The 12,171-nt window shown below is 61.6% G+C and carries 12 protein-coding genes; 5 read left to right on the forward strand and 7 right to left on the reverse strand.

Features of this window, described 5'->3' with window-relative positions; translation table 11 throughout:
• Positions 1-87 precede the first annotated feature (87 nt).
• Together ACVIIW_RS03025 and ACVIIW_RS03030 are read left to right on the forward strand one after the other, a co-directional pair.
• The gene (locus tag ACVIIW_RS03025; RefSeq protein ID WP_456699381.1) at positions 88-453 is read left to right on the forward strand and encodes a hypothetical protein; all 366 of its coding nucleotides are present in this window, start codon (positions 88-90) and stop codon (positions 451-453) included.
• Positions 454-506: 53 nt separating this feature from the next.
• Complete coding sequence (locus ACVIIW_RS03030; protein ID WP_456699382.1) at positions 507-1,700, forward strand: hypothetical protein; 1,194 nt, start codon at positions 507-509, stop codon at positions 1,698-1,700.
• 55 nt (positions 1,701-1,755) lie between these two features.
• On the opposite strand, the gene ACVIIW_RS03035 is transcribed toward ACVIIW_RS03030, so the two are convergent.
• Complete coding sequence (locus ACVIIW_RS03035) at positions 1,756-1,989, reverse strand: hypothetical protein (protein ID WP_456699383.1); 234 nt, start codon at positions 1,987-1,989, stop codon at positions 1,756-1,758.
• Positions 1,986-3,239, reverse strand: coding sequence for a hypothetical protein (locus tag ACVIIW_RS03040; RefSeq protein WP_456699384.1), 1,254 nt, complete (start codon positions 3,237-3,239; stop codon positions 1,986-1,988). Before ACVIIW_RS03040 ends, ACVIIW_RS03035 begins: the two co-directional genes overlap by 4 nt.
• Before the next feature lie 530 nt (positions 3,240-3,769).
• Between ACVIIW_RS03040 and ACVIIW_RS03045 the strand changes: the two genes are divergently transcribed.
• On the forward strand, positions 3,770-4,003 hold the full coding sequence (locus ACVIIW_RS03045; RefSeq protein ID WP_456699385.1) for a hypothetical protein: 234 nt from the start codon (positions 3,770-3,772) through the stop codon (positions 4,001-4,003).
• Positions 4,004-4,580: 577 nt separating this feature from the next.
• Here ACVIIW_RS03045 and ACVIIW_RS03050 read toward each other — a convergent pair.
• On the reverse strand, positions 4,581-4,865 hold the full coding sequence (locus ACVIIW_RS03050) for a hypothetical protein (protein WP_456699386.1): 285 nt from the start codon (positions 4,863-4,865) through the stop codon (positions 4,581-4,583).
• A gap of 297 nt (positions 4,866-5,162) precedes the next feature.
• On the opposite strand from ACVIIW_RS03050, the gene ACVIIW_RS03055 reads away from it, so the two are divergent.
• Together ACVIIW_RS03055 and ACVIIW_RS03060 are read left to right on the forward strand one after the other, a co-directional pair.
• Entirely contained in the window at positions 5,163-5,906 is a 744-nt protein-coding gene (locus ACVIIW_RS03055) for an outer membrane protein (RefSeq protein WP_456699387.1), read from the forward strand.
• Positions 5,907-6,104: 198 nt separating this feature from the next.
• Positions 6,105-6,353 (forward strand): hypothetical protein, encoded by a 249-nt coding sequence (locus ACVIIW_RS03060; RefSeq protein WP_456699388.1) that lies wholly within the window; start codon positions 6,105-6,107, stop codon positions 6,351-6,353.
• A 935-nt stretch (positions 6,354-7,288) separates the two neighbouring features.
• Here ACVIIW_RS03060 and ACVIIW_RS03065 read toward each other — a convergent pair.
• The 4 genes from ACVIIW_RS03065 to ACVIIW_RS03080 form a co-directional block, all read right to left on the reverse strand.
• A complete protein-coding gene (locus ACVIIW_RS03065) occupies positions 7,289-8,002 on the reverse strand; it encodes a fumarylacetoacetate hydrolase family protein (protein WP_456699389.1) in 714 nt (237 codons plus the stop codon).
• Complete coding sequence (gene gtdA, locus ACVIIW_RS03070; RefSeq protein WP_456699390.1) at positions 7,995-9,071, reverse strand: gentisate 1,2-dioxygenase; 1,077 nt, start codon at positions 9,069-9,071, stop codon at positions 7,995-7,997. The genes ACVIIW_RS03065 and gtdA overlap by 8 nt, the downstream gene beginning before the upstream one ends.
• 14 nt (positions 9,072-9,085) lie before the next feature.
• A complete protein-coding gene (locus ACVIIW_RS03075) occupies positions 9,086-10,441 on the reverse strand; it encodes an MFS transporter (protein WP_456699391.1) in 1,356 nt (451 codons plus the stop codon).
• A 71-nt stretch (positions 10,442-10,512) separates the two neighbouring features.
• Positions 10,513-12,168: a benzoate-CoA ligase family protein gene (locus ACVIIW_RS03080; protein ID WP_456699392.1), complete on the reverse strand. Its 1,656-nt coding sequence runs from the start codon at positions 12,166-12,168 to the stop codon at positions 10,513-10,515.
• Positions 12,169-12,171: the final 3 nt, after the last annotated feature.

Raw genomic sequence — 12,171 nt, forward strand, 5'->3', positions numbered from 1 at the left:
GGCCAAGTACAGCAGCAGCACCCGATCGGCGAAGGGAAGACCTCAGACCTTCAAGCAGCCCAATGCACGGGGTGGGGACTGTTAGCCGTGGGTGACAAGGGGTTTACAGAAGCCGAGCGGCTTGAGCTTTTGAGGAGCGGTAAGACGGCCTGCATCATCTGCGGGGACGTTATGGACGCTTTTGGCGGCGGCAAGACGCGCAAGAAATACTGCTCGGTGAAGTGCAAGGATCGAAGTAGAAAAAAGCGCATCAACGACGACGCCCGGTCCATGGGAGCCGAGTGCTACCGCATCTGGCTCGCTCTCCCGAAAGGCGAACCGCGAAAACTCACATTCATCGATGAGCGGCTTGAGGTGTCAGCATCTTCGATACCGACAGCGGCGCTATCAAGACGGTTCGAGACGGGCTTGCACAGGAGCACGGCTCGTTTTTCGAACCTGTGGTTCGTCTGACCGAGCTACACGACTACGCTGAATCGATTTGGCGATCTGCATCAAGCAAATCCGTGTTCGATATTCTGCCCCACACCGAAGCCACGGACTTGGCTTGGTTCGCATCCGCAAGAGCCAACGAATATGTAAAATCGCGTGATGAGCGCATGAAGCAAGTCTTCGGATTCGCTCGGGCCTTGGCAAACGGGTTCGCCTTCCTGGCCCGCTACGATGCTTATGGCAATGGCGCAAGATTCGTCGGTTATGACATGAACTTGCCGCTCACTCCCGGAACAATCATCCTTGATGCAACGGCGGATATTGACGGCCTGTCGCTAATAGCAAAGCATCGCAGCCCGGTTGTCGTACCTCAAGTCGATTTTCGTCAACTTACGATTACTCACATCGATCCAGAACCTTTGATCATCGCTGGTAAGCGCAAGAAGCTGAAGATCAGTGATGTTGCTAAACGAGCCGATCAAGCGCGACCTTACGCCCAATGGATCCTGGATACAGCAAAGCAGCATACTCGACCAGGCGAACAGATCCTTATTACGACCCACAAGGCTCTTCTCGATCATGAGTATCTGCCCTCTAATTGCGACTTCTCGCAACCTTACGACCTCGAAGGCAGGCAGGTCTGCTTTATTCATTGGGGAGTGGGCATAGGCTCGAACCGATGGAAAGACGCAACTGCCGTGTTCCTATTTGGCGAGTTCCACAAGCCAAGAAGGACAATGGTCGCGGCCGGATTAGGTTGGCGAGAACAACAAGCGACGGAGAGCTCTCTTGCACCGTACCAATGCTGGAATCGGAAGGACGGACCTCTGCTTACTTTGCAAGAGGGTGACCTATGCCGGTGGTTGAAGCAAATGGCCATGAGGGGAAACGCCCGCAAAATTGACGCAGATGGCGTCTGCGGTGCGCAGCGCCTCTACGTCACTGGAGAATTTGACCGGCTCATTCGCCACAAAGACCGAATGTTTCCAGGCGCGACCGTGATCATGGACGAGCCGGGTCTGCGACTTCAACGCGGGGGGACAGAGGCACTCGTCGCGTTGCTGTACGGGACACAGGCTGACATCATCACAGTGCCGGAGGTAAAGGAAGCAACTGGGGTTGATCTGCAACACAACAGGATGCGCTTCTTCGCGAAGCCTGCGGTCAAGGAAGCGATCAAACAAGGGCATTGGGACTTCATGCCGGGCGCGGGACGCGGGCGCGTAGGTTGCTTCATTCGTACGCCCTCGGTGGCGACTGATTTCTAAGAATCAAAACGATTGCCGGAGGCACCCTCGCAAAGGGACTCCGGTCAATCGCGCTTCAGCGGTGATCGACAAAATCAAGGCCGTCGAAGGACACCTTAGCAATCTCAATAGCTAGTCGAGTAAGCGGATAACCCGTATCTCTAATTCCATCAGCATCGCGCTTCCGACCGTACCGTGCTCCAACGCTGCTGTTTGAATGACCGACAAGGTGGTTGATCACGACCTCGTCAACCCCGGCAGCGCGGCCGAAACGCTTGAACGTGCCCCGGAACGAATGAAACTTCTTCACGGGATCATCAACGACATGGTGTGCAAGTAGCCGTTGAACCACTCGCTCCATTTGTTGGCGCGGCTTGCTAACTTGCTTCTATCTTCAAATCCGGGCCAAAGGCTCGACAGCGGGCCAACTGCCCTGCGACGCTCCTCCACAAATGACAGGAAGCCGAGGCGCACCAGTTCAGGATGGATCGGGACACGCCGGATTGACGATAGGGTCTTGATTCTCTTATCGCCTTCACGGTCGAAACGGAACGTCCACAGATCGGTGTCCGGGTCTCTGGCGATGTCTTGAAGCAATAGCTGGATTACTTCGGTTCGGCGGGCACCTTGAAACAGAGCTACCAACGGTGCCCACATTGCGGTCTCGCCGCGCCCCCGCGTCGGACGCACACTGGCAGCGAAAATTGGGCTCGCCGCCAGCAATCTCAACTCATGCTTGGTGAACGGCTCGTAATAGTCTTCATCGGCGGAATCGATGTCGAATGCAACGACAAAAGGATTGCGCCATCCTGTCCCGTCGAAATGGCCATCCTGTTCAGCACGGGCAAGCACTGCGCCAAGCAGGGTCAGCGACTTGTTGATGGTCGTTGCAGATCGCGGTTCGTAGCCGCTCAGATCGCGTTGTAGGAGGTCCGGCAACGTAAGCTGCTTCATGTCTGCGGGAAGACCTTTGGGTATTCGGCAGATCGCCTCCCGATACTCACGGCCATGTCCCTTGTTGATGTGGTGTATGGGCAAGTCTTCGAACAGCTCAACAAACCTACGGCGGGCAGTGTCAGCCTCGGTGATCGTATTCGGAGCCGGTGTCCTTGTGCCCTTGGCGCTGCCACCTCGCGACCAAGAATCGAACGCTTGGGTTATCGTCAATCCTTGCCCGGTCGCTACCGCCCCTGAGCTGACGATCCGGCTCGGAGCCGATGCCGGATGAAGCAGACCGACCGAGCCAAGTTCAAGCCAACTCCCTTGTGTCGCGGCCGGGGAGTCATGTTCGCCGTTGGTCAAGAAGGCCCTCGCGACCTCGAACACGCTTGCATGTTGCGCGATTTGAACACCGAGACGTTGCTTGGCTTCTCGCTCCACCGTCGTTCTCAAAGACAACCACACAGCGGTCTTGAGGTGGCCACGTCGAACGGGGCTTTCGAGCCGCTTGATGTTGTCGGGAATCGAGGGTGGCAACGGCTGGCCTGCGATGTCGTCAGGCAGATCGATTTTGAGCCAGTAGATTCCGTTACGTCTGATTAGGTGCGAGACACGCGGCATTCATTGCTTCCCGTAGCACGAAGACGTAGCAAACGGAGAAGCTGCACCGAATAGTGCCAGCGATGTCAGGCAGTTAGGAAGAAATGGCGCTCCCTAGGGGAATCGAACCCCTGTTTCAGCCTTGAGAGGGTAAAGTCGATCCGCATGGTGTCCTGCGACGGAGGCCGTGCCGAGGTCAGCCCCGCTCGTCTGCATGAGCAGGCGCCGCTGCACCAGTTTCGCACCAGAAACGACCCGGCCGCGGCGCAACGAACTCGATCGGATTCCAACAAAAAGTTAGCATATTCAACGAAGCTAGCCGCTGTCCCGCCGCTCATAACGGTCTGGTTGCAGGTTCGAGTCCTGCCGGGCCCACCACGCTTCGCCCTTTGGGCTACGCGTGGCGCAGCAGCGCGGAGAACGAAGGGCGAAGCGTGGTGTCCGGCGTAGCTGGAGCGAAGCGGAAGCGCAGACGGACTATCGCTCTTGCCGCCACAAGCTCATGCAACCCACCAGCCTCCCCCTCTCTCAGCAGGAGATTCTCATGGCCAGTGAAAAAGGCCCCCAACATCAAGAAGAAGCAGAGAGACAAGAACTGCGAAGGTAAAGGATTGCTCAAGAAGGACGACGCAGGTGGTGAAGTGCCAACGTTGCAAAGACACAGGCAATCGCAAGTCGTGGAAAGAACGCACCGATTCAGATATCCGACAGGCAGCGGCTCCCAGCAACGCTTTGCAGATCCGCACGATTTCCCCGACAGCCCGCGCATGATGCCGCGGATGTGACCGCCCGTGCGGCTGTCGCGGATTGCGAGGATGAGGACCGAGGCTCACTTGAATCCTCACCATGGGTCCATCGGAGAAATTGCCATGCGATCGGGTCTGGTTTTGAGCGTTTTGATTGTCCTCTCGGCATCGGTCAGTACCGCCATGGCAGCGCAGGGGCATCGGCATCATGCAACGGCTCGGTCTGCGCGTGTTTTGACGACAGGGCCCGCTGCGGCCTGGGCCTATTCACCGGCAGCGCCTGCCCGCCCTCAGCCGATGCCGCACTACGATGATCAACCTGAGCCGGGTCATAATCCGTTTGAGCGATGGGGTGGCTAGCACCCGGCGCAATCGCCGTGCTGCATGGTCGCCGCTCGCGGCGGCGTCCGGAGTTTGCAGCCCGGCACTGTCACTGTAACCCGATCGCTACGGCGACTGTCAGGCGCCGGCCGCACCTGTTATGATCGCAGCGGACGACAGGCGTTATGACGAGCGCGGCGTTACGACCGGCGTTGCTCCCGCTCGCTCGTGAGAACAGCAGAGAGGCCGCCGTCGCGGCGGCCTCTTTCATTGCGGCGTCCCTCTCGTCGCGAATTTATTTGCTGCTGTTCAAGGTCCTGTTCGTGGAGGAGTGAAGCTTGCCGTTCATGCCGGCATGCGCACCCGCCGAACCAACCGTCGAGTTCGCGGTCCCGTTCAAGCTCTTGTGGCCGCCGTTCAGGCGGGCATTGGCTGAGGAGTGAAGCCTGCCGTTCGTACCGGTCGCAGCTCCCTTCGAGCCGATCGTCGCGTTCGTCGTTCCATTCACCGATTGAGCGGAAGCGGCAGTGCCGAAGGTCAGCGCGAGCGCGACGGAAAGAACAATCGTTTGGATTTTCATGCCTCGTCCTTTGTGTAGGCCCCAACGGCAGAACAGCGATCTCCATCGCCACGTTCCGGGAACTTACCTATTTTTCCCAATGAAAATTCCGATCGAGAGTTGCCTTTGCTGGCCTTCTCGTTGTGATTTCTCTGCCCCCTGCCACCGTTTCCCGATCCGGAACCGACTAACATTGGTTAAGTCGAATTTTGGTTTTCACCACCGCCGGTGTGGCGTGTCAGTTACAGCAAGCCGGCGCCAAACTCGTTACGTTTTCTCCCGGGCAAGGGATTCTCAAGATCACGTGGGATGAATTGAATGAACAAGCTTTTGGCTTCGGCCTCTTTCGGCGCTTTGCTCCTGGGGGCAACGGCTGCTTCGGCCGCCGATCTCGCCGCACGTCCTTACACCAAAGCGCCTCCGGCCGCGATCGCGACCGTCTTCGACTGGAGCGGCTTCTATATCGGCATCAACGGCGGCTGGGGTCAGTCCCACGATCGCCGCACGTTCGATCCCACGGGAACTCTCGTCGGAAGCTATGATGCGAACGGCGGTACCGTCGGCGGCCAGATCGGTTATCGCTGGCAGAGCGCGGGCTGGGTGTTCGGCCTCGAAGCGCAAGGCAACTGGGCAGACATCTCGGGCAGCCGGGCTGCGTTGGTGCTGCCGGCGCCGGGCGCCACGCTCAGCTCGAAGATGGACGCCTTCGGTCTGTTCACCGGTCAGGTGGGTTACGCCTGGAACAACGTCCTGCTCTACGCCAAGGGCGGTGCGGCGATCACCGATCGCAACTATCAGTTCCTCACGGCGGGCGTCGTGACGGCCCAAACCGGCTACGCCACGCGGCTCGGCGGAACGGTCGGGGCCGGCCTCGAGTTCTCGTTCGCGCAGAACTGGTCGCTCGGCGTCGAGTACGACCACATCTTCGAGAACCGTCACGGAGCGACCTTCAACGTTCCGGGCGGCGTTGCCCTGGCCGGCTTCAGCACCGGCGGCGACACCGATCTCGTGCTCGGTCGCCTGAACTATCGGTTCGGTGGACCGGCAGTCGCGCGGTACTGAGCCGACATCGCCATCAACTTCAAAGCCCCGCTCTGCGGGGCTTTTTTGTTGAACTGTGCCCGAAAGGCCTCCGGCCAAATCCCAGCGCATTTCATGACGATCGATGCCCCCTATCCATTCGGCTGATCTTTAGGAACGACCGACGGCTTGGCCTTGTTGGTGCGCTGGCATTGCGCAGAACCAAGGAGAATAGCAGTGATGATCAAAGCAGTTGTCGGACTGGCGCTCGGCGTAGGCATGCTGACGGCGTCGACCATGAGCGCGTCAGCCGCCATCGCATGCAGTGGCAACGTGTGTTGGCACACTCACGAAACCTACACATACCCACCCGAGTCCAAGGTCATCGTGCACGAAGACAATTGGAAGGCTGGGCCAACTGAAAAATTCACGTTCCGCGAACATGAAGGCCGTGGATATTGGCACGGCGACAAGTGGGAAACCTGGTAGTCCCATTGGTCGGGGCCGCCGAAAGGCGGCCTTTCCTTTTATTCGCATGCCTTCGATTTGAGCGACGAGATCGACCGGAGGTACGCCCGGGCGTCCATTTCCGCAAGACGATCAAGTGTTGCGCGCAAGTGGGACGGTACCGGCGATTGGTCCTTGTTCAGAGCGAGACGCAGCCTCTCGCCAATCTCATGGCAGATGGCTCGGGAATGCGCTGTCTCCAGCTGCGACGACGATGTCACCATGGGGCCACCTCAGATCAATCCAAGGGCAGCGAAAACCAGCACTTCGGCAAGGAACACTGCACTCAGGGCGGCAACGGTGGAGATGGCCTCTACAAGCGACAAATGCATGGCTCACCTCGCAGTCTCCCCGAAGCCCCGCCATAAGAATTCACATTTGTTAAGTTGGTTTCGGTTCGGGCCACCTTTTTCAGGGCACGCGGAACTTGGCTTCGTCCTACCGCGGTCACCGAACCAACACGCGCCATATGCGTTCTGAGACAATGGACCCAGCGATGATTCAAAGGCACCTTGCCCAGGCCGAACGGCACGCCGACGAGGGCAGGCGCCTCATTTCTCGTCAGGAAGGCCTCATCGCCAACCTCAAAAAGCGCGGCCACGACACCGCGGACGCTGATAAAGTGCGGGACATTCTGATAGAGACACAGTCGATTCATTTGCAGGACGCACAGCGACTGCGCGGCTCATTAAGTGCGGCCAGCCGGCTCGCCGGCGCGTTTTTTGACAGGGAACCTTACGCACCTCCGGCCAAACGATCCATCTCGCCCTCACGCGCAACTGAGTCGGCGCCACAGCATGCGGCGGCCATCGCTGGCCTGGTCGCCGCTTGCGGGCGCCACTCCGCCCGTGGTCGACGCGGAGCTGCGATGACGGTGCTCTCAACTGAGCTATGCCGTCCCCGCAGGCTTCACCGCGTCAGCCTTGCCCGACGGCTATCCTGATTTCGCCCAACCCCTCGATCCCGCCCGTCATCACTTGCCCACGCTGCACGGGGCCGACGCCCTCGGGCGTGCCGGTCATGATGATGTCGCCGGGTTTGAGTGCCATCGACTGCGAGCAGATCGAGATGATGTCGGCGACGGGCCAGATCAGCTTTGCGATGTCGGAGTCCTGCTTGGTCACGCCGTCGACGGCGAGCCAGATGCGGCCCGCGCTGGGATGGCCGACCTCCGAGACCGGTCGCAGCGGAGCGATCGGTGCGGAGAGGTCAAAGCCCTTGCCCCAGTCCCAGGGACGGCCCTGCTCACGGGCCTGAAGCTGCAGATCGCGCCGGGTCAGGTCAATGCCGACGCCGTAGCCCCAGACATGATCGAGCGCGCGCGCGACGGGAATGTCCGTGCCGCCCTGCCCGATCGCGACGATCAGCTCGATCTCGTAGTGGAAGTTGCTGGTCTGCGGCGGATAGGGAACGCTCGCACCATCGTCGACGACCGTGTCGGCGGGCTTCATGAAGAAGAACGGCGGCTCGCGATCGGGATCGCGCCCCATCTCCCGCGCGTGCGCCGCGTAGTTGCGGCCGACGCAGATGAGCCGGCGCAGCGGAAAGCGCGCCACCGAATTGTGGACCGCGACGGACGCTTGCGGCGGCGGCGGCAGAACGAAATCGGAGTGCGTAAAGGCCTCAGGCATTGCCACGGTCCTCTCGGAAAAGATGCAGGGCTTCCTGAATGGGTCGATCGGAATAGGAGAAGATCACGGCATCACCATCGATCGCCTCGTGACGCACGCGATGCCAGGAGGGGGCGACGAAGATGTCGCGCTTGCCCCACTCGACCACGATCTCCTCGCCTGTGCGGGACGCGATGACGCTGCGGCCCCTGCCCTCGATCGGGACGAACACGGTGGCATCGGTCGAACGGTACGAGGCGGTCGCAAAGCCCTTTGGCAGGAGCTGGATGAAGGTCGCCATGGTGGCCATGGCGTGATTGCCCGTGATCGGGTTGGTGTAGCGCATCTTCAGCCCGTGACAGGCGTCCCAGGCGGCGGCGCGCCGCAGCCGTTCGAGCGCCTCGCGCGTGCGTGCATAGGGATAGTTGAACACCGGCGAGGTGCCGCCGCCGCCCTTGTGATCGACCGGAAGCAGATTGTGGCCGTAGCGGGCGTCGCTGTCGCCGACCGGCCGTGTGATCGGCTGCTCGTCGACGTCGAGATGCTCGGCGAAGGAGGCGTCGAGCATCTGGATGACGGGGATGTCGAGACCGTCCAGCCAGAACACCGGATTGGAGCTGGGGTTGCCGTGATCGTGCCAGGCCCAGGGCGGCGTGATGATGAAATCGCCCTCGTGCATGATGGTGCGCTCGCCGTTCACGGCGGTGTAGGCACCCTCGCCTTCGAGGATGAAGCGCAGCGCGGATTGCGTATGGCGATGCGCCGGCGCGACCTCGCCGGGCATGACCAGCTGCACGCCGGCGTAGAGATCCGTCGTGATCTTCGACTGGCCGCGCAAGCCCGGATTTTCCAGGACCAGAACGCGTCGCTCCGCCTCCTTGGCGGTGATGAGGGTTCCGGCCTCGAGCATATGCGCGCGGATCTCGTCGAACCGCCAGGATGCCGGGCGGCATGCGCTTCTCGGCTCGGGCGTGACGAGATCGGCCAGCGACAGCCACAGTGCCGTGAGGTTCTTCTTGTCGATCTTGTCGTAGAACGCCCGGCGTTCCGGTGTGTCGGCGGTTGGCGCCATGATCGTATCGTGGGACATAGCCTGTCTCGCTGTTAGTGATGGAGCGTCGCGGTCGAGGGCACGAGCTCGAGCGACGGCTCTCGTCGACGAAGCGCGAGCACCGCGAGGCCCGCCAGCAACGCCGGGACCGCCGCGGTCAGGACGACGGACTGCGCAGTCCACCCGAAGCCGAGCAGCACGCCTCCTGCGACCGGGCCGATGATCGAGCCGATGCGGCCGACGCCCAGCGCCCAGCCCACGCCGGTGGAGCGGATCTCGGTCGGATAGAGGCCGGCCGCAAGCGCGTTCATGCCGATCTGCGCACCGACGACGCCGAACCCGGCGAGGAACGTCGAGACCATCAAGGTCCAGACATGGCCCGATCCAAAGGCGATCCCCGCGATGAAGAGCGCCGAAGCCAGATAGGCGCCGCCGAGCACCAGATAGGGATCGAGCCGATCGACGAAGCGGCCGAGGACGATCGCGCCGACCACGCCACCGGCGTTCAACACCGCCGTCGAGAGGATCGCGACGGTGAGAGGCAGTCCGCTGGCCTTGAGCAGCGAAGGCATCCAGTTGACGAGGAAGTACATGACCAGCAGGTTCATGAAGAACGCCACCCAGAGCAGCACCGTCATGGATGCGCGGCCCTCGGCAAGGAGTTTGGTTACGGGAAAGCCCGACGCGCGCGAACCGGGCACGACATAGCGGCCCGCCGCCGCAGGCGAGATGGCGGGATCGAGCCTTGCGAGCAATTCCGCGATCCTGCTGTCCGCAACATCGCGTGTCACGAGATAGCGGATCGACTCGGGCAGCCACGCGAACAGCAGGATCAGCGTGAGCAGCGGAAGCACGCCGCCCACGACGAAGACCGCCTGCCAGCCGAACGCACCGATCAGGGGCGCGCTGATGACGCCTCCGATCGTCGAGCCCAGCGGAAAACCGCAGAACATGATGGCGATGAGCAGCGCGCGCATCCGCTTCGGCGCGTATTCGCTGGTCAGCGCGACGATGTTGGGCATGGCGCCGCCGAGGCCGAGGCCGGTCAGGAAGCGGTAGACCAGAAGCTCGTTCAGCGTGGTCGCGCGCGCCGTGACAGCTGCGAAGATGCCGAACAGCAGCACCGAGAGCAGGATCACGCTCTTGCGGCCGAACCGGTCGGCCGCCGGGCTGAGCACAAACGCACCAACGGCCAGCCCGGCCAGGCCCGCACCGAAGATCGGGCCGAAGCCGGCCATGGCGATCCCCCATTGCTCGGCAATGACAGGCGCGACATAGGCGATCGCCTGGGTGTCGAAGCCGTCGAGCAGTGCGATCCACGCGCAAAGAACCAGGATCAGCAGCTGGAGGCGCCCGAACCGCGCCTGTTCGATGACCTCGGTAACGTCGACGATATTCGCAGCGGACATCACGAACTCCAGTGGGCGTGGGTTTCTTGGGCTGTGACTTTCAGCAGGTTTTGGAAAAGGCGGCTGCGCGTTCAGGCCAGCAACGGGGTGCTGCGCAACTGTTGCCGGTCGATCTTGCCCGTTCCCGTCTTCGGCAGATCGGGCCGATATTCGATCAGGCGTGGATATTTGTAGGGAAGCAGTTTTGCCTTGACGTAATCCTGCAGGTCCCGCGTCAACGACTCGCTCGCAGTATGACCGTCGCGCAGGATCACGAAGGCTTTCGTGGTCATGCGGCGATCAGGAAGCTCGAGGCCCAGCACCGCGCATTCGCGGACGGCGGGATGCTCGGACAGGCAGAGCTCGATCTCGACCGGGTAGATCCACTGGCCGCTCACCTTGATGAGATCGTCGACACGGCCGACGAAGGTGAAGAAGCCGTCGGCATCCTCGACCAGCCTGTCGCCGGTCCAGATCCAGCCCGCCTCGCGCATGGTCTGCGCGGTCTTGTCGGGCCTGTTCCAGTAGCACGGCGCGTTGGAATGACCGCGGACCCACATCACGCCCGCTTCGCCTTGCGCGACGGGCTCGCCGTCAGGCGTGGTCAGGCGGATCTCGTAGCCGGGAACGCGCTTGCCGGCAGTGCCGGCCTTCTTCTGCGCACGCGTGTTCGAGAGATAGATGTGCAGCACCTCGGTCGATCCGAGTCCTTCGACGATCTCGAGGCCGAAGCGCCGCTTCCAGTCGTTGAAGATGTCCTGCGACAGCACTTCGGCGGCCGACAGGCTGAGGCGCACGCTCGACAGATCGGCCGTTTCGATGCGCGGATGATGCAGCAGCGCGTTGTAGAGCGTCGGCAGGCCGAAGAAGAGCGTCGGCCTGAACCGTTCGATGAGGTCCAGAACGGCGCCGGGCTCGGGCCGCCCGGCGAGCAGGATCGTGCTGGCGCCGACCGAGAACGGGAATGTGATCGAATTGCCGAAACCATAGGCGAAGAAGATTTTCGGCACGGAGAAGCAGACATCGCTCTCCGTCATGCCAAGGATGTGCTGCCCGAAGCTGTCAGCCGTGTAGGCCATGTCGTGCTGGAGATGCACGATGCCCTTCGGCCGACCGGTGCTGCCCGAGGAGTACATCCAGAACGCCATGTCGTCGCGACGCGTGGGGGCGGCTTCGATCTCAACGGGAAATTCGGCAAACCACCGATCGCCGTTCAGCACGTCGACCGCGGGCGATTCGGGCGCAACCTCGCCGTTGACCACGATCAGCGTGTGCAGCCGCGATCCGCCGGTGGTTTCCCGATCGAACAAATGAGCAAACTCGGCGTCGACGACCGCGACCTGGGCGGCGGAATCCTGCAGGTAGAAACCGATGAGGTCCTTCGGCGACAGCGTGTTGATCAACATCGGCACGAAGCCGGCGCGGACCGCGCCGAAGAACACGGCGGGATAGGACGCAGTGTCGTTGAGCAGGAGGAGCATGCGGTCGCCCCGGACGAGCCCGAGCGAGGTGAACGCGTTGCCGCATCTGGCGGCATCGGCGCACAACTCGCCATAGCTGGTGTTGCCGGAGGCCGTGTAGATCGCGACCTTGTCGGCACGACCCGCTCTGAGGTTGTCGAACAGGATCTCGCTGGCATTGTAGCGCTCGGAGATCTCGAAGCCGATTTCCCTTGCGCTGGGCGCATCATCGGGCACCCGGTCCACGATCGGCTCCACGAATGCGAGATCCATTCCTTCCGTCAGCATGGC

The organism is Bradyrhizobium sp. USDA 4449 (genome assembly GCF_054056275.1).